Origin of the sequence: Pantoea sp. B550 (assembly GCF_024158165.1) — a bacterium.
Taxonomy (GTDB): domain Bacteria; phylum Pseudomonadota; class Gammaproteobacteria; order Enterobacterales; family Enterobacteriaceae; genus Pantoea; species Pantoea alfalfae.
The window spans coordinates 3,047,491-3,064,809 of record NZ_JAMYXI010000003.1 but is presented as its reverse complement, the minus strand read 5'-3'; the positions used below and the strand labels follow the sequence as shown (position 1 = coordinate 3,064,809).

Below are 17,319 nucleotides of genomic sequence, written 5' to 3'. Positions count from 1 at the left end.
CCACCATCCTGATTACAGGCCCGCCCTGCGGCGAGCCTGAACACGTAAGCGGCTATAGCCCCAGCGCGTAACGCAATACCTGCCGCTTCAGTACGCCAGAATGTTCGGCAGCAATCAGTCCAAGATTTCGCGCAAACCGCAGCGGTGCCAGCTGATTGCTGAAGGCAAAATAAAAGAGATCCATCCCGCCCTGCATCAGCAGATTGTCTTTGCGACGCTGCCGGTGATAGCGCTGTAATACCCGCTCTGAGGCCCAGTCCTCCGCAGCACCGCGTGCGCTCACCAGTACATCTATCAACGCATCACTATCGCGATACCCCAGATTCACGCCCTGCCCGGCCAGCGGATTAATGGTATGCGCCGCATCACCGACCAGCGCCAGCCCAGGCAGGACATAACGTGAAGCATGACGTCGCACCAGCGGGAAGCCACCCGCCGCATGGGCTTTAAACCGTCCCAACCGCGCCGGGAAGTGGCTGGCAATCTCTTTTTCCAGCTGGGCAATCGGCATCGCCTGAAGCTGACGCACTCTTGCGGGCGCGTCATACCAGACCAGCGAGGCCCGGTTGCCATACAGCGGTAAAAAGGCTCGTGGTCCCTGAGGTGTAAAGTGCTGCCAGGTCGCATCCCCTGCCGGATGTTCGCAGGTCACGCTTATCAGCAGGCAGGACTGCGCATAGCTCCAGCCATGAATCCCGATTCCGGCCATCTGCCGCACCTGCGAGTTTGCGCCATCTGCACCAATCACCAGCCGGGTATGCAAGGCCATGCCGTCGTTAAGGTCGACGCGCCAGCCGCCATTTTCTGGCTGCAGGTTTTCCAGCGTGGCCGGGCAATAGCAGGTCACGCCCAGCGACTGCATCTCCTCCCATAATGCCCGCTGAAGCACGCTGTTCTCGACCATAAAGCCCAGTTCAGGCAAGCCCAGCGAGGCAGCATCAAAACTCACCTGCGCGGTCTGCCACTCCCAGGTTTCCAGCCTGCGATAGGGCGCACTGCGCATCGCTTCGACCCGCGGCCAGACATTGAGCTGCTTCAGCAACGCCACCGAGGAAGATCCGATTGCTGAAATTCGCAGATCGGGATCGCTGTCGGCATCAAACGGCGCGGGTTCGGCACGCTCAATCACCGCCACGCGAAAATGGTGCTGTGTCAGTCCACAGGCCAACGCAGCACCGACCATGCCACCGCCGACAATCACGACATCAAACTGATTATCCTGCATTGCTTAACTCCCTCTCTTATTCCTGCCAGCCTGCGCATTGCGGGTCTGAATAGAGCAAAGTGTACCGGAAAACCCGATGGCTGGCAGAAAAGCCCTCAGGCTGGTCACCACAGCATCAAAGCATTACAATACGCGCCCCTCACTTCACTGCACTGAATCAATGGCTAGCGCGATGACAAAAAAACTGCATATCAAAACCTGGGGATGTCAGATGAATGAGTATGATTCATCCAAGATGTCTGATCTGCTGAATAGTACGCACGGCTATACGCTGACCGAGGTCCCTGAAGAGGCAGATATTCTGCTGCTTAACACCTGCTCCATTCGTGAGAAAGCGCAGGAGAAGGTGTTTCATCTGCTGGGACGCTGGAGAAAACTCAAAGAGCGCAACCCGGATGTGATTATCGGCGTGGGTGGCTGTGTGGCGTCGCAGGAAGGCGATCATATTCGTCAGCGTGCTCCCTGCGTGGATATTGTGTTTGGTCCGCAGACACTGCACCGCCTGCCGGAGATGATCAACACCGTGCGCGGCACCAAAAGCCCGGTAGTCGACATCAGCTTTCCGGAAATTGAGAAATTTGACCGTCTGCCGGAACCGCGTGCAGAAGGTCCGACAGCCTTTGTCTCCATTATGGAAGGCTGCAACAAATATTGTACTTTCTGCGTGGTGCCTTACACCCGTGGTGAGGAAGTGAGCCGTCCCAGCGATGATATTCTGCTGGAGATCGCCCAGCTGGCGGCGCAGGGCGTGCGTGAAGTTAACCTGTTGGGTCAGAACGTCAACGCTTATCGTGGTGCCACCTTTGATGGTGAGATCTGTACCTTTGCTGAGCTGCTGCGCCTGGTCGCCGCTATCGACGGCATCGACCGCATTCGATTCACCACCAGCCACCCGATTGAGTTCACTGATGACATCATTGATGTCTATCGCGATACCCCGGAGCTGGTGAGTTTCCTGCATCTGCCGGTTCAGAGTGGTGCAGACCGTATTCTGACGCTGATGAAGCGCGCGCATACCGCACTGGAGTATAAGGCGATTATCCGCAAGCTGCGCGCGGCGCGCCCGGATATTGAGATCAGCTCTGACTTCATCATCGGCTTCCCGGGTGAAACCCAGCAGGATTTCGAGCAGACCATGAAGCTCATCGCAGACATCAATTTCGACGTCAGCTTCAGCTTTGTCTACTCTGCCCGTCCCGGCACGCCCGCTGCTGACCTGCCGGATGATGTCAGTGAAGAGGAGAAAAAGCAGCGTCTGTGGATCCTGCAGGACCGCATTAACCAGCAGGCGCAGGCGATCAGTCGCCGCATGCTCGGCACCGTGCAGCGTATACTGGTGGAAGGCATCTCCCGCAAGAACGTCATGGAAGTCTCTGGCCGCACCGAAAATAACCGCGTAGTCAATTTTGAAGGCACGCCTGAGATGATTGGCCGCTTTGTGGATGTTGAAATTGTTGATGTCTACACCAACTCGCTGCGCGGCAGGCTGGTGCGTACTGAAGAAGAGATGGGCCTGCGTATGGCGCAAAGCCCGGCATCCGTGATTGCCCGTACCCGCAAAGAAAACGACATCGGCGTGGGTCTGTTCCAGCCGTGATACCTGCTATATTGTGCGGCAGCGCGCATTGCGTTGCCGCCAATTTCACGCCACGACACTTGGTTTCTGAAAGTGTCGCCCAAATATCTCTCCTTAAGCTTGCGCCCAGGCGTTACGGCATAAATAATTTCGTTATGGTGCATCCGGTTAAGCCCGACGGTGCGTCAGACACATCCCATAACTGGCCCTGAGTGACCCAAAGGATTCGTTTGAATATCGAAACTCGTGAAATCGCCCTTGAACCGGCTGATAACCGTCGTCTGATGAGCCTGTGTGGGCCTTTCGACGATAATGTAAAACAGCTTGAGCGTCGTCTGGGCATTGAGATCAATCGTCGCGACAACGTCTTTAAGCTGTCAGGACGCCCACTTTGCGTCAATGCCGCCGCAGATATTCTGAAGACCCTGTATGTCGATACCGCGCCAATGCGTGGCGAGATCCCGGATATCGAGCCAGACCAGATTCACCTGGCGATCAAAGAGAGCCGGGTACTGGAGCAAACCGCCGAAAGCGTGCCGGAATACGGTAAAGCGGTCAATATCAAGACCAAGCGTGGTGTCATCAAACCGCGTACGCCAAACCAGGCGCAGTACATCGCGAATGTGCTCGACCACGACATTACCTTTGGTGTCGGCCCGGCCGGTACCGGTAAAACCTATCTGGCGGTGGCTGCGGCCGTGGATGCATTGGAGCGTCAGGAGATTCGCCGCATCATGCTGACCCGCCCTGCCGTCGAAGCGGGTGAAAAGCTCGGCTTCCTGCCAGGCGACCTGAGTCAGAAAGTCGACCCTTATCTGCGTCCGCTCTACGATGCGCTGTTTGAAATGCTCGGCTTCGAGCGCGTTGAAAAGCTGATGGAGCGCAACGTTATTGAGGTTGCCCCACTGGCCTATATGCGCGGTCGAACGCTGAACGATGCGTTTATCATTCTTGATGAGAGTCAGAACACCACCATCGAGCAGATGAAGATGTTCCTGACGCGCATTGGCTTCAACTCCAAAGCGGTGATTACCGGTGACGTTACCCAGATTGACCTGCCGCGTCACGTCAAGTCGGGCCTGCGCCATGCCATTGAGGTGCTGGCAGACGTGGAAGAAATCAGCTTTAACTTCTTCCACAGCGAAGATGTGGTGCGCCATCCGGTCGTTGCCCGCATTGTCACCGCTTATGAAGCCTGGGAAGCCGCCGATCAGACCCGCCGTGACCAGCAGGCTGAAGAGCGTAAACGTGAAGCGCTGGCGGCACAGAATGCCACGCAGGAGAGCAAATGAGCCAGGTGATTCTCGACCTGCAGGTCGCCTGTGATAACACCGCTGATTTGCCTGATGAAAGCCAGTTTCACCGCTGGCTCTCAGCGGCTGTTACCCCTTTCCAGCCCGAAAGCGAAGTCACAGTACGTCTGGTTGACGAAGCGGAAAGTCATGAGCTTAATCTGACTTATCGTGGCAAAGATAAGCCGACGAATGTCCTGTCCTTCCCGTTTGAAGCGCCGCCGGGCATTGAGCTGCCACTGCTGGGCGATCTGATCATCTGCCGTCAGGTGGTTGAGCAGGAAGCCGCAGAACAGGGAAAAAGCGTTGAAGCCCACTGGGCACACATGGTGGTACACGGTACGCTCCACCTGCTGGGTTACGACCATATTGAAGACGACGAAGCTGACGAGATGGAAGGACTGGAGACCGAGATAATGCTTGCTCTTGGGTATCCTGATCCGTACATTTCGGAGAAAGAAGACGCCTGAATCCTGAATTCAGGCTATCCGGCTGTCAGCACGGTTTGCTGACAGCACCTATTCCTCACCAGAGAGATCTTTAAAAACCGCCATGAGCGACGACCATTCTCAAAACAGCGATGCACCCAGTAGTAAAAAGGGATTTTTCTCCCTGTTAATCAACCAACTCTTTCACGGTGAACCTAAAAACCGTGATGAGCTACTGGAGCTGATCCGCGACTCGAATAATAAAGAGCTGATTGACCAGGACACCCGCGACATGCTTGAAGGGGTTCTGGATATTGCGGAGCAGCGCGTGCGTGACATCATGATCCCGCGCTCGCAAATGATCACCCTGAAACGTAATCAGAGCCTCGAAGAGTGTCTGGATGTCATTATCGACTCCGCGCACTCCCGCTTCCCGGTGATCAGCGAAGACAAAGATCATGTGGAAGGGATTCTGATGGCGAAAGACCTGCTGCCGTTTATGAGCAGTGAATCAGAGCCGTTCAGTATCGAGAAAGTGCTGCGTCCTGCGGTGGTGGTGCCTGAAAGTAAGCGTGTCGACCGGATGCTGAAAGAGTTCCGTTCCCAGCGTTATCACATGGCGATTGTTATTGATGAGTTTGGTGGTGTCTCCGGTCTGGTCACAATCGAAGATATTCTTGAGCTGATCGTAGGTGAGATTGAAGATGAGTATGATGATGAAGAAGATCGTGATATCCGTCAGCTCAATCGCCACACCTTCACGGTGCGCGCACTGACCGCCATTGAAGATTTCAATGAGGTGTTTGGCACGCAGTTCAGTGATGATGAAGTCGATACCATTGGTGGTCTGGTCATGCAGGGCTTCGGCCATCTCCCCGCACGTGGTGAAAGCATTGAGATTGAAGGTTACCAGTTCAAGGTGGCGATGGCGGACAGCCGCCGCATCATCCAGGTTCACGTGACTATCCCGGAAAATTCGCCACAACCCCAACTGGAAGACGAATAAGTCTATGGCTTTAGCCTCACTCTACCCGCGCCAGCGGGTTCGCCTGCTGCTGGCTTTAATAACGGGTGCACTGGGTACCCTCGCCTTCTCTCCTTACGATTTCTGGCCTGCCGCTCTGCTCTCGCTGTGCGGCTTACAGTTGCTGACCCTGAACCGCTCAAGCCCGCAGGCCACTGCGATCGGCTTTGTGTGGGGAGTAGGTCTGTTCGGCAGCGGTATTAACTGGGTCTATGTCAGTGTTGCCACCTTTGGCGGCATGCCTGGTCCGGTCAATGTCTTTATCGTGGCGCTGCTGGCGGCGTATCTGGCGGTTTACCCGGCGCTGTTTGCCGGTGTACTCAATCGACTCTGGCCATGCACGACGCTATGGCGCCTGGCGCTGGCGGCACCGGCATTGTGGCAGATGACCGAGTTCCTGCGCGGCTGGGTGCTGACTGGCTTCCCGTGGCTGCAGTTTGGTTACAGCCAGATTGACGGACCGTTAAAAGGGCTGGCTCCGCTGGCGGGTGTCGAGACCCTGACCTTCCTGCTGATGGTCATTGCTGGCCTGCTGGCTTATGCTCTGCAGCAGCGCAACGTCAGAAGTCTGGTGGCGGCGTTGCTGCTGCTGGCCCTGCCGTGGCCACTGCGCTACATCCAGTGGGTTCAGCCAATGCCAGAGCGTGCCGTAGAAGTGGCGCTGGTTCAGGGAAACATCCCGCAGTCGATGAAGTGGGATCCTCAGCAACTGCTCACTACTCTGCGCATCTATAACGGTCTGAGCCAGCCGCTGATGGGTAAGGCGCCAATCATTATCTGGCCAGAATCGGCAATTACCGATCTGGAAAGTAATCAGCAGCCGTTCCTGCGTTCGCTGGATGATGAACTGCGTGAACGTGGCAGCTCACTGGTCACCGGTATCGTGGACTCCCGACTGGAGCAGAATCGTTATCACGACTACAACACCGTGATCGTGCTGGGCGGCAAAACGCCTTATAACTACTTCAGCGGCAATCGTTACCAGAAGAATCATCTGGTGCCGTTTGGCGAATTTGTGCCGCTGGCCGACCTGCTGCGTCCGCTGGCCCCGTTCTTTGATCTGCCGATGTCGGCTTTCAGCCGTGGCAACTATCTCCAGCCGCAACTCAGCGTCGCAGGCTATAACCTGACCAGCGCCATCTGTTATGAGATCGTGCTCGGTGAGCAGGTGCGGGCTAACTTCCATCCCGACACCAGTTTCCTGCTGACCGTTTCGAACGATGCCTGGTTTGGTCACTCTATCGGACCGTGGCAGCACTTCCAGATGGCGAGAATGCGGGCGCTGGAGCTGGGACGTCCGCTGTTGCGCAGCACCAACAACGGCGTGACGGCAGTAGTAAATGCCAGTGGTGATGTGGAGGCGATGCTGCCGCAGTTTACCCGCGACGTGCTGACCAGCAAAGTCACGCCGACACAGGGGGAAACCCCGTATGCGCGGGCGGGCATCTGGCCAGTCTGGTCACTGACGCTACTGGCGGCAATGATAGCTCTGCTGCGTCGACGCCGGTAACCTATCCGATCCTTCAAGGCGAAGCGCAGGCTTCGCCTTTTTTCTTTGCTCGCTCTCCGGTATATCTCACTCCCCTGACCACATACTCTGCTGCCTTTCTCACCATGCACCGCTTTCTGGCACGATGATTGCAGAATGTTTCACTGTTTTTCGCCGACAGGCGGATTACAGGCGCTGATGCCTGGCCGTTTGCACCAAAACAGTCGCCTCTGCTGCACCGTTAATGCGCAGAGCAAGATATTTGCCTTTTTTTGGTGCGGATTGCCTCGCAAAAAAGAAACTTTTTTGTTTCATTGCGTTAACAATCCGCTATGTTAGTGACTCTTCTGCGCCCATTTAGCCCGCAGAATGAGCAGAAACGCAGCAAAAAACAGACACAACATCATAATCAGCACAGGTATCAGCCTGGGCCTTTTTCATACGAAGGAGTTGGAACATGCAACTACGCAAAGTGGCATTATCTCTTCTGCTGATCAGCGCAGCGGCGGGAGCGGCCCAGGCGGAAGATCTCAGCGGCACCCTGAAGAAGATCAATGACAACGGCGTCATTGTGGTCGGGCATCGCGAATCATCAGTTCCCTTTTCTTACTATGACAACCAGCAAAAAGTCGTCGGCTATTCACAGGCTTACTCAAACGCCATCGTGGAAGCCATCAAAGCGAAGCTGAACAAGCCGGATTTGCAGGTCAAAATGATCCCGATCACCTCACAAAACCGTATTCCGCTGCTGCAAAACGGCACCTACGATTATGAGTGTGGCTCTACCACCAACAACCTTGAGCGCCAGAAACAGGCCGCGTTCTCTGACACCATTTTTGTCATCGGCACCCGTCTGCTGGTTAAGAAAGATGGCCCGATCAAAGATTTCGCTGATCTGAAAGGCAAAACGGTGGTGGTGACTTCAGGAACCACCTCTGAAGTGCTGCTTCATAAACTCAACGACGAACAGAAACTGGATATGCGCATCATCAGCGCCAAAGATCACGGTGACTCTTTCCGTACGCTGGAAACCGGTCGTGCCGTGGCTTTCATGATGGATGATGCTCTGCTGGCTGGCGAACGCGCCAAAGCTAAAAAGCCAGATAACTGGGAAATCTTAGGTACGCCGCAGTCAAAAGAGGCCTATGGCTGCATGCTGCGTAAAGATGATCCACAGTTTAAAGCGCTGGTCGATGAAACTATTGCTAAAGCCCAGACCTCTGGCCAGGCAGAAAAATGGTTCGATACCTGGTTTAAACAGCCGATTCCGCCAAAGAATCTGAACATGAACTTTGAACTCTCTGATGACATGAAAGCCCTGTTCAAAACGCCAAATGACAAAGCACTGAATTAACAAAAAAATACCCAATGGATCTCAGATTGCATTGAGACGGCAAGAGAATGCATCCCGGTGAGCTTACTCAGGTAAGTCATTTGGATGAGTGAACCTGGCCAACAAAAATGCAGCCTGAAAGACGGCGGGTATAACAAGGGCAGCCTGGCTGCCCTCTCGATTGCTGAAACCGCGGCATGGACAGACAGACTGACACGGGTCGTTCCCCTGAGTCAGGAAATAAAACGCCGTTCATCAATCTTCAGGGTAGCTTAGCTACCCTTTTTTTCCGGAGCTCGTTATGGGTATCGATTGGAACTGGGGCATTTTCCTCGAACAGGCCCCGTTCGGTAACACAACCTACCTCGGCTGGCTGTGGTCCGGTTTTCAGGTGACGATAGCCGTCTCCTGCTGCGCCTGGATTATCGCCTTCTGCGTGGGTTCATTTTTCGGCATTCTGCGCACCGTGCCTAATCGCCTGCTGTCGACCATTGGCACCTGCTATGTGGAACTGTTTCGTAACATCCCGCTGATCGTCCAGTTCTTCTTCTGGTATCTGGTGGCGCCCGAACTGGTGGGCGAAAAGCTCGGCATGTGGTTTAAGTCTGAGCTGGACCCCAACATTCAGTTCTTCCTCTCTTCAATGATCTGTCTTGGCCTTTTTACCGCCGCCCGCGTCTGCGAGCAGGTGCGCGCAGCCATTCAGTCACTGCCGACAGGACAGAAAAATGCCGGTCTGGCGATGGGATTAACCCTGCCGCAGACCTATCGCTATGTCCTGCTGCCGAATGCGTATCGTGTGATTGTTCCGCCGATGACCTCGGAAATGCTGAACCTGGTAAAGAACTCCGCTATCGCCTCCACCATCGGTCTGGTCGATATGGCGGCGCAGGCGGGCAAACTGCTCGACTATTCTGCTCACGCCTATGAATCCTTTACCGCCATTACGCTGGCCTATGTCGCGATTAACCTGGTGATTATGCTGTTGATGAGTCTGGTCGAGCGCAAAGTCCGGCTGCCAGGCAATGCGGGAGGCAAGTAATGTACGACTTTGACTGGAGTTCGATTACACCCAGCCTGCCCTACCTGCTTAACGGCTTAGTGATTACCTTCAAGATCACCATTACTGCCGTGGTTTTCGGTATTTTGTGGGGAACCCTGCTGGCGGTGATGCGTCTGTCGAGCTTTAAGCCCGTCAGCTGGTTCGCCAAAATCTACGTCAACCTGTTCCGTTCGGTGCCGCTGGTCATGGTGCTGCTGTGGTTCTATCTGGTGGTGCCGAGTTTCCTGCAGCAGGTCCTGGGCCTGTCGCCGAAAACCGATATCCGGCTGATTTCCGCCATGGTTGCCTTTTCGCTGTTTGAAGCGGCCTACTACTCCGAAATCATTCGTGCCGGCATCATCAGTATTTCGCGTGGACAGGGCAATGCCGCGCTGGCGCTGGGTATGACACAGTGGCAGGCAATGCGCCTGATCATCCTGCCGCAGGCGTTCCGCGCCATGGTTCCGCTGTTACTGACGCAGGGTATCGTACTGTTCCAGGATACCTCGCTGGTCTATGTCTTAAGCCTGGCGGACTTCTTCCGTACCGCGTCCACCATTGGTGAGCGCGACGGCACCCAGGTTGAAATGGTTCTGTTTGCAGGTCTGGTCTACTTCGTTATCAGCCTGAGCGCATCGCTGTTGGTCAGCTATCTGAAAAGAAAAAGGACGGTTTAAATGATTAGCCTGAAAAATGTTTCTAAGTGGTATGGTCACTTTCAGGTGCTGACCGACTGCTCAACCGAGGTCAAAACCGGTGAGGTAGTGGTGGTCTGCGGGCCGTCCGGCTCCGGTAAATCAACGCTGATCAAAACGGTGAACGGACTCGAGCCGGTTCAGCAGGGTGTGATTGCGGTCAACGGCACCGAGGTGAACAACAAAAAAACCAACCTTGCGCAGCTTCGCAGTCAGGTCGGTATGGTGTTCCAGCACTTCGAGCTGTTCCCGCATCTGAGCATTATCAACAATCTGGTGCTGGCGCAGGTGAAAGTGCTGAAGCGTGACAAGGCAGCAGCCCGCGATAAAGGACTGAAGCTGCTGAAGCGTGTGGGTCTCTCAGCCCATGCCGACAAGTTCCCTGGCCAGCTCTCTGGCGGGCAGCAGCAGCGTGTAGCCATTGCGCGTGCGCTCTGCATGGACCCCATCGCGATGCTGTTTGATGAACCAACGTCCGCGCTGGATCCGGAGATGATCAACGAAGTGCTGGATGTGATGGTTGAACTGGCACAGGAGGGGATGACGATGATGGTGGTGACACACGAGATGGGCTTCGCCCGTAAAGTCGCCAATCGTGTAATCTTCATGGATGAAGGGAAAATTATCGAAGACACCAACAAAGATGACTTCTTTAATAATCCACAGTCTGACCGCGCGAAAGATTTCCTCGCTAAAATTCTGCACTAAACAACCTGTGCGGGTCACGCAGAGTGGCCCGCACAGATTTTATTATCAGGGTTCAAAAGGCTGACGCTGAAACTGGTCATTGCCGCATTCCGGACAGCGCGACAGGGTTTCCGGCGTATAGATCGCCCGGGTAAACTGACACTTCTCACATACCAGATTGCCCAGCCCCACCACTTCGCCGCTCTGATATACACCGTGATGATGCAGATCCTGAAAAACTTCGCGCCACTCCAGCTGACTTTTATCGGTGATATCCGCCAGCTCTTTCCAGACGCTCTCGCGAATAATGCGCATAAACAGTGAATCCGCCAGCGGCTCCTCCACATCGGTATAACTGCGTGCAAATTCGCCTAAATCACGGCGCACTGAGCTAAGCGCCTGATCAATCTCTTCTTCCGTCATATCATCGCGAACCCGTAACTGGCTGCGTCGCCCGGCAATCAGCTCATCAAGGTTCCGATCGCCCTGACGGAGACGTTCGGTCAGTACGGCTAACGACTCGCGATATTCCTGAGCTACTTTATTCATTTTATTCTCCTTTATGCAGACCCTCGCTGAATTAAGTTTAGTCGCAATGCGACTTTTGCCGTGTCGTCTGTACAGTGAATTACAAAAGGGTGAAGAGGCTGTCGCTTTCAGCAGAAATCGTGCCAGCAAAAGTGGGAAGTGTTGTTGATACGCGGCCTTATGGGTATGCTATGCGGATCGTAGAGCCCGAAAAATGTTATTCATAAAGGACCACAGGCAGCCATGCAAGAGCAATACCGCCCGGAAGAGATTGAATCCCGTGTGCAGCAACACTGGGATGAAAACGAAACGTTTAAAGTGACTGAGCAGGAAGGTAAAGAGAAATACTATTGCCTCTCCATGTTGCCCTATCCTTCTGGCCGCCTGCATATGGGCCACGTTCGTAACTACACCATCGGCGACGTAATCGCGCGTTATCAGCGTATGCTCGGCAAAAACGTACTACAGCCGATTGGCTGGGATGCTTTCGGCCTGCCTGCGGAAGGCGCTGCGGTTAAAAATAACACCGCACCGGCCCCCTGGACATACGACAACATCGCCTACATGAAAAACCAGCTTAAATTGCTGGGCTTTGGCTATGACTGGAGTCGTGAACTGGCGACCTGCCAGCCAGAGTACTATCGCTGGGAACAGTGGTTCTTCACCAAACTGTATGAAAAAGGTCTGGTCTATAAAAAGACCTCTGCCGTCAACTGGTGTCCGAACGATCAGACGGTGCTGGCGAACGAGCAGGTGATCGATGGCTGCTGCTGGCGCTGTGACACCAAAGTTGAGCGCAAAGAGATCCCTCAGTGGTTTATCAAAATCACCGATTATGCGGAAGAGCTGCTGAACGATCTGGATACGCTGGAAGAGTGGCCTGAGCAGGTCAAAACCATGCAGCGTAACTGGATTGGCCGTTCTGAAGGCGTCGAAATCACTTTCGACGTTGCTGGCAGCGAAGAGAAAGTTACCGTCTATACCACCCGCCCGGATACCTTTATCGGCGCAACCTATGTTGCCGTTGCGGCGGGTCATCCGCTGGCAACCCAGGCGTCGGTGAATAACCCGGCACTGGCTGACTTTATCGCTGAATGCCGCAATACCAAAGTGGCCGAAGCCGATATGGCGACCATGGAGAAGAAAGGCATGGCGACCGGCCTGTCTGTTATTCATCCGCTGACCGGCGAGCTTCTCCCGGTCTGGGTCGCTAACTTCGTGCTGATGGAATATGGCACCGGTGCCGTCATGGCGGTCCCGGCGCACGACCAGCGCGACTGGGAATTTGCCACTAAATACGATCTGGCGATCAAGCCGGTAGTACTCAACCTGGATGGCTCTATTCCTGACGTCAGCGCTGCGGCAATGACCGACAAAGGCGCGCTGTTTAATTCAGGTGAGTTCAACGGTCTGGATCACGCCGCAGGGTTTACCGCCATTGCAGATTCTCTGGCGGCAAAAGGCGTGGGCGTTCGTAAAGTGAACTACCGTCTGCGCGACTGGGGTGTTTCCCGTCAGCGTTACTGGGGTGCACCGATCCCAATGGTCACGCTGGAAGATGGCACCGTAATGCCGACACCTGAAGACCAGCTGCCGGTGATCCTGCCGGAAGATGTGGTAATGGATGGCATTACCAGCCCGATCAAAGCGGATCCGGAGTGGGCGAAGACCACCGTAAATGGCCAGCCTGCTCTGCGTGAAACCGACACCTTTGACACCTTCATGGAGTCCTCCTGGTACTACGCGCGCTATACCTGCGCCAGCTACAAGGAAGGCATGCTGGATCCGGCCGCCGCAAACTACTGGCTGCCGGTCGATCAGTATGTGGGGGGTATTGAACACGCCATCATGCACCTGATGTATTTCCGCTTCTTCCACAAGCTGCTGCGTGACGCGGGCCTGGTCAACTCGAATGAACCAGCCAAACGTCTGCTGTGCCAGGGCATGGTGCTGGCTGATGCCTTCTACTATCTCGGTAACAACGGCGAGCGTAACTGGGTTTCACCGGTTGACGTTGAGGTTGAGCGTGATGAGAAAGGCCGCATTGTAAAAGCCACCGATACGCAGGGCCGCGAGGTGATTTACGCGGGCATGAGTAAAATGTCGAAGTCGAAAAACAATGGCATCGACCCACAGCTGATGGTTGAGCGTTACGGCGCGGATACCGTGCGTCTGTTCATGATGTTTGCTTCACCGGCCGATATGACGCTGGAGTGGCAGGAATCGGGCGTTGAAGGAGCGAACCGCTTCCTGAAGCGTGTCTGGAAGCTGGTCTACGAGCACACCTCACAGGGTGCGACCGTGGCGCTGGATGTGGATAGCCTGAATGACGAGCAGAAATCGCTGCGTCGTGACCTGCACAAAACCATCGCCAAAGTGGCGGATGATATTGGCCGTCGTCAGACTTTTAACACCGCCATTGCAGCGATTATGGAGCTGATGAACAAATTGGCGCGTGCCCCGCAGGAAAGCGAGCAGGATCGCGCTCTGATGCAGGAAGCACTGCTGGCTATCGTCCGTCTTCTCTATCCGTTTACCCCGCACGCCTGCTATGTTCTGTGGCAGACGCTGGGTGGCGAAGGCACCATCGATGAAGCGAGCTGGCCGGTGGCTGATGAAGCCGCTATGGTTGAAGATTCACTGCTGGTCGTGGTGCAGGTGAACGGTAAAGTGCGTGGCAAAATTACCGTACCCGCCGAGGCCACGCAGGAACAGGTTCAGGCACGCGCGGCTCAGGAGCATCTGGTGGCGAAGTATCTGGACGGCGTGACTATCCGTAAAGTCATTTATGTACCGGGCAAACTGCTTAACCTGGTCGTAGGTTAAGTTCAGGAGGAACTGTGCGACATCCGATTATCAGGCTGTTTGTCATGCTGGCGGTGGTTATCACCGCTGGCTGCGGTTTTCATCCGCGCGGCACCACACAGGTGCCCAGCGAACTGAAAACCCTGATTGTTTCAACCGGCGATCCTTATGGACCGCTGGCGCGTACTGTGCGCCAGCAACTGCGTATCAACGATGTCACTATTGTTGAAGACACTAAACAGAAGCGCACCGATATTCCGACGCTGCGTCTGGGTCCTGAAGTGTCGGGACGTAACACCGCATCGGTCTTTATCAGCGGCACCTCTGCTGAGTATCAGCTGGTCATGACGCTGACGGCGCAGGTCCTGTTGCCGGGCAAAGGAATCTACCCAATCAGCACCACGGTTTATCGTTCATTCTTCGATAACCCGAATGCTGCGCTGGCAAAAGATGCCGAGCAGGATCTGATTACGCAGGAGATGCGTCAGCGTGCTGCCGAACAGCTGGTACGTAAGCTGCTGACCGTGCATGCTGCACAGATCAACAATAAAGAGACCTTACCGGCGTCAGTGATTCCGGTTCCGGGTCAGGGTTCACAGGAAGCACCCTCTTCCTCTGCTACCAGCCTGCAATGATCAGGATTTATCCTGAGCAACTCAGCGCGCAGCTCCGTGAGGGGCTGCGCGCCTGTTATCTGTTAGCCGGAAACGAACCGCTGCTGTTGCAGGAGAGTGCGGATGCCATCCGTGCCGCCGCAACCGCGCAGCAATTTGAAGAACATTTTAGTTTTACGCTGGACGCCCAGACCGACTGGGAGAGCCTGTTTGTCAGTTGCCAGTCACTGAGTCTGTTTGCCCAGCGTCAGACGATGACGCTGCAATTCCCCGAGAATGGCCCCAATGCCGCAATGGCCGAGCAGTTGGTTAAGCTGTCGCAGCTGCTGCATGCCGATATTCTGCTGATCTGCCGGATGCCAAAGCTGACCCGCGCGCAGGAAAACAGTGCATGGTTTAAAGCCCTGTCCGCCTCCGCAGTTTTCGTGCCCTGCCAGACGCCCGAACAGGCACAACTGCCACGCTGGGTCGCGAATCGGGCTCAGGCGCTGAAACTCTCGGTCGATGACGCGGCCGTGCAGCTGTTGTGTTACTGCTATGAAGGCAATCTGCTGGCGCTGGCCCAGGCGCTGGAGCGTCTCTCGCTGCAGTGGCCTGACGGCAAGCTGACCCTGCCCCGGGTTGAAGAGGCGGTCAGCGATGCGGCTCACTTCACACCGTTCCACTGGGTCGATGCTCTGCTGGCGGGTAAGAGCCGTCGCGCGCTGCACATCCTGCATCAGCTGGAGAAAGAAGAGAGCGAAGTCGTGATTCTGCTGCGTACGCTACAGCGCGATCTGCTGACGCTGCTGCATCTGCATCGCCATCAGGCGCAGCAGCCGTTGCGTACGCTGATGGATCAACAGCGTATCTGGCAGAACCGCCGCGCGCTGTTCACTGACGCACTGCAACGCCTGGACGCCACGCGTCTTCAACGCGCGATTCATCTGCTCAGTCAGATTGAGATCACCCTGAAGCAGGATTATGGGCAGCCGGTATGGCCGCAGTTACAGACCCTGACGCTGCTGCTCAGCAGTCGTGCTTTTCCGACGAGTTTTGCCCATGTCTGAGTTACACGCGCTGTTTGGTGGCACCTTCGATCCGATTCATTTTGGCCATCTGCGCCCGGTCGAAGCACTGGCTCAACAGACCAGCTTACAGCGTGTGACGCTGCTGCCCAACAATGTGCCACCGCATCGTCCACAACCGGAAGCCAGCGCGACCCAGCGGGTTGCTATGCTGCGCTGTGCTATCCGTGACTTACCGCTGTTTGAGATTGATACCCGGGAGCTGGAACGCGACACGCCCTCCTGGACCGTAACCACCCTGGAAGCCTGGCGCGCCGAACGCGGTGCAGCGCAGCCGCTGGCTTTTATCATCGGTCAGGATTCCCTGCTGAGCTTATCGAAATGGCATCGCTGGCAGGATCTGTTGTCACTCTGCCATCTGCTGGTATGCCAGCGTCCCGGCTATGCGACCCGGTTCGACTCGCCGGAGATGCAGCACTGGCTTAATCAGCATCTCGCTCAGGATATCCGGCAGCTGCATCAGCAGCCCGCAGGCCATATCTGGCTGGCGGAAACCCCACTCTATGACATTTCGGCGACCGAAATTCGCCGCCGTCGCCATCAGAACCAGCCCTGCGACGACCTGTTGCCTGCGGCGGTGATCGACTATATCGACCGCGAAGGCTTATATCGCGACTGATCCGGGCATGCTATACTGCGCCGCTTAAATTTTTGGCTGCACTCTCCGGGCTTACAGCCGGCCCGATACCACCAGATTCCAAGGGGAACCTTTTGCAAGGTAAAGCACTCCAAGAGTTCGTTATTGATAAGATTGATGATCTCAAAGGCCAGGACATTGTCACCATCGACGTTCAGGGCAAATCCAGCATCACCGATTTCATGATCATCTGCACCGGCACCTCCACGCGTCATGTGACGTCGATCGCAGAACACGTTGAGCAGGAGTCCCGTTTAGCAGGCCTGATGCCATTAGGCATTGAAGGTAAAAGCGCGGCAGACTGGGTTGTGGTTGATCTGGGTGATGTCATCGTGCATGTGATGCAGGAAGAGAGTCGCCAGCTGTATGAGCTGGAAAAACTCTGGAGCTAATCGGTGAAACTGCAACTTGTTGCCGTCGGCACAAAAATGCCCGACTGGGTGCAGACCGGTTTCATGGAGTATTTGCGCCGCTTCCCGAAAGATATGCCGTTTGAGCTGACCGAAGTGACCGCAGGTAAACGCGGCAAAAATGCTGATATCAAACGCATCCTTGAAAAAGAGGGTGAAGCGATGTTAGCGGCGGTCGGCAAAGGCAATCGCATCGTCACGCTGGATATTCCGGGTCAACCGTGGGAAACCCCGCAGCTGGCGCAGCAGCTTGAACGCTGGAAGCTGGATGGTCGCGATGTCAGCCTGCTGATCGGCGGGCCTGAAGGCCTGGCCCCCGCCTGTAAAGCGGCGGCAGAGCAGAGCTGGTCACTGTCAGCATTGACGTTGCCTCATCCGCTGGTGCGCGTGCTGGTGGCCGAAAGTCTGTATCGGGCCTGGAGTATAACGACTAATCATCCTTATCATCGTGAATGACCGATCAGCCC

Annotated in this window: 18 protein-coding genes; 15 read left to right on the top strand and 3 right to left on the bottom strand. The window is 55.4% G+C overall.

Annotation, left to right across the window (positions count from 1 at the left end; all coding sequences use genetic code 11):
- Positions 1-52: 52 nt before the first annotated feature.
- Positions 53-1,225, bottom strand: a complete 1,173-nt coding sequence (gene ubiF / locus NIM72_RS17285; RefSeq protein WP_253421319.1) for a 3-demethoxyubiquinol 3-hydroxylase — start codon at positions 1,223-1,225, stop codon at positions 53-55.
- 172 nt (positions 1,226-1,397) lie between these two features.
- On the opposite strand from ubiF, the gene miaB reads away from it, so the two are divergent.
- From miaB to lnt, 5 genes are all read left to right on the top strand, one after another.
- Complete coding sequence (gene miaB, locus NIM72_RS17280) at positions 1,398-2,822, top strand: tRNA (N6-isopentenyl adenosine(37)-C2)-methylthiotransferase MiaB (RefSeq protein WP_253421307.1); 1,425 nt, start codon at positions 1,398-1,400, stop codon at positions 2,820-2,822.
- Between the two features lie 209 nt (positions 2,823-3,031).
- Entirely contained in the window at positions 3,032-4,093 is a 1,062-nt protein-coding gene (locus tag NIM72_RS17275) for a PhoH family protein (RefSeq protein ID WP_161732097.1), read from the top strand.
- The gene (gene ybeY / locus NIM72_RS17270) at positions 4,090-4,563 is read left to right on the top strand and encodes an rRNA maturation RNase YbeY (protein ID WP_222924366.1); all 474 of its coding nucleotides are present in this window, start codon (positions 4,090-4,092) and stop codon (positions 4,561-4,563) included. The genes NIM72_RS17275 and ybeY overlap by 4 nt, the downstream gene beginning before the upstream one ends.
- 82 nt (positions 4,564-4,645) lie before the next feature.
- Positions 4,646-5,527, top strand: a complete 882-nt coding sequence (gene corC, locus NIM72_RS17265; protein ID WP_013357111.1) for a CNNM family magnesium/cobalt transport protein CorC — start codon at positions 4,646-4,648, stop codon at positions 5,525-5,527.
- Between the two features lie 4 nt (positions 5,528-5,531).
- Positions 5,532-7,055, top strand: coding sequence for an apolipoprotein N-acyltransferase (gene lnt, locus NIM72_RS17260; RefSeq protein ID WP_222924368.1), 1,524 nt, complete (start codon positions 5,532-5,534; stop codon positions 7,053-7,055).
- A gap of 165 nt (positions 7,056-7,220) precedes the next feature.
- Here lnt and NIM72_RS21505 read toward each other — a convergent pair whose 3' ends face one another.
- Positions 7,221-7,349, bottom strand: coding sequence for a hypothetical protein (locus NIM72_RS21505; RefSeq protein ID WP_256497707.1), 129 nt, complete (start codon positions 7,347-7,349; stop codon positions 7,221-7,223).
- A gap of 142 nt (positions 7,350-7,491) precedes the next feature.
- Here NIM72_RS21505 and NIM72_RS17255 point away from each other — a divergent pair, with 142 nt between their 5' ends.
- The 4 genes from NIM72_RS17255 (at position 7,492) to NIM72_RS17240 (ending at position 10,812) form a co-directional block, all read left to right on the top strand.
- Entirely contained in the window at positions 7,492-8,388 is an 897-nt protein-coding gene (locus NIM72_RS17255; RefSeq protein WP_013357108.1) for an amino acid ABC transporter substrate-binding protein, read from the top strand.
- Positions 8,389-8,668: 280 nt separating this feature from the next.
- A complete protein-coding gene (locus tag NIM72_RS17250) occupies positions 8,669-9,409 on the top strand; it encodes an amino acid ABC transporter permease (protein WP_161732091.1) in 741 nt (246 codons plus the stop codon).
- Entirely contained in the window at positions 9,409-10,086 is a 678-nt protein-coding gene (gltK, locus tag NIM72_RS17245) for a glutamate/aspartate ABC transporter permease GltK (RefSeq protein WP_013357106.1), read from the top strand. The genes NIM72_RS17250 and gltK overlap by 1 nt, the downstream gene beginning before the upstream one ends.
- Positions 10,087-10,812 (top strand): amino acid ABC transporter ATP-binding protein, encoded by a 726-nt coding sequence (locus NIM72_RS17240; RefSeq protein ID WP_161732087.1) that lies wholly within the window; start codon positions 10,087-10,089, stop codon positions 10,810-10,812. It begins immediately after the preceding gene.
- A gap of 45 nt (positions 10,813-10,857) precedes the next feature.
- Here the strand turns inward: NIM72_RS17240 and NIM72_RS17235 are convergent, their stop codons facing one another.
- Entirely contained in the window at positions 10,858-11,340 is a 483-nt protein-coding gene (locus tag NIM72_RS17235) for a zinc ribbon-containing protein (protein ID WP_033731844.1), read from the bottom strand.
- A gap of 222 nt (positions 11,341-11,562) precedes the next feature.
- Here NIM72_RS17235 and leuS point away from each other — a divergent pair, with 222 nt between their 5' ends.
- The 6 genes from leuS to rlmH all read left to right on the top strand — a co-directional run bounded on the left by leuS (position 11,563) and on the right by rlmH (position 17,308).
- Entirely contained in the window at positions 11,563-14,145 is a 2,583-nt protein-coding gene (gene leuS / locus NIM72_RS17230; protein ID WP_161732085.1) for a leucine--tRNA ligase, read from the top strand.
- Positions 14,146-14,159: 14 nt separating this feature from the next.
- Entirely contained in the window at positions 14,160-14,759 is a 600-nt protein-coding gene (gene lptE, locus NIM72_RS17225; protein ID WP_161732083.1) for an LPS assembly lipoprotein LptE, read from the top strand.
- Entirely contained in the window at positions 14,756-15,787 is a 1,032-nt protein-coding gene (gene holA, locus NIM72_RS17220; protein ID WP_161732081.1) for a DNA polymerase III subunit delta, read from the top strand. Before lptE ends, holA begins: the two co-directional genes overlap by 4 nt.
- Positions 15,780-16,424 carry a nicotinate-nucleotide adenylyltransferase gene (nadD, locus tag NIM72_RS17215; protein ID WP_161732079.1) on the top strand — a complete coding sequence of 215 codons (645 nt, stop codon included), beginning with the start codon at positions 15,780-15,782 and terminating at the stop codon, positions 16,422-16,424. Before holA ends, nadD begins: the two co-directional genes overlap by 8 nt.
- Before the next feature lie 92 nt (positions 16,425-16,516).
- Positions 16,517-16,834: a ribosome silencing factor gene (rsfS, locus tag NIM72_RS17210; protein WP_111139027.1), complete on the top strand. Its 318-nt coding sequence runs from the start codon at positions 16,517-16,519 to the stop codon at positions 16,832-16,834.
- Positions 16,835-16,837: 3 nt separating this feature from the next.
- On the top strand, positions 16,838-17,308 hold the full coding sequence (gene rlmH / locus NIM72_RS17205) for a 23S rRNA (pseudouridine(1915)-N(3))-methyltransferase RlmH (protein ID WP_013357098.1): 471 nt from the start codon (positions 16,838-16,840) through the stop codon (positions 17,306-17,308).
- The last annotated feature ends 11 nt before the right edge of the window (positions 17,309-17,319 follow it).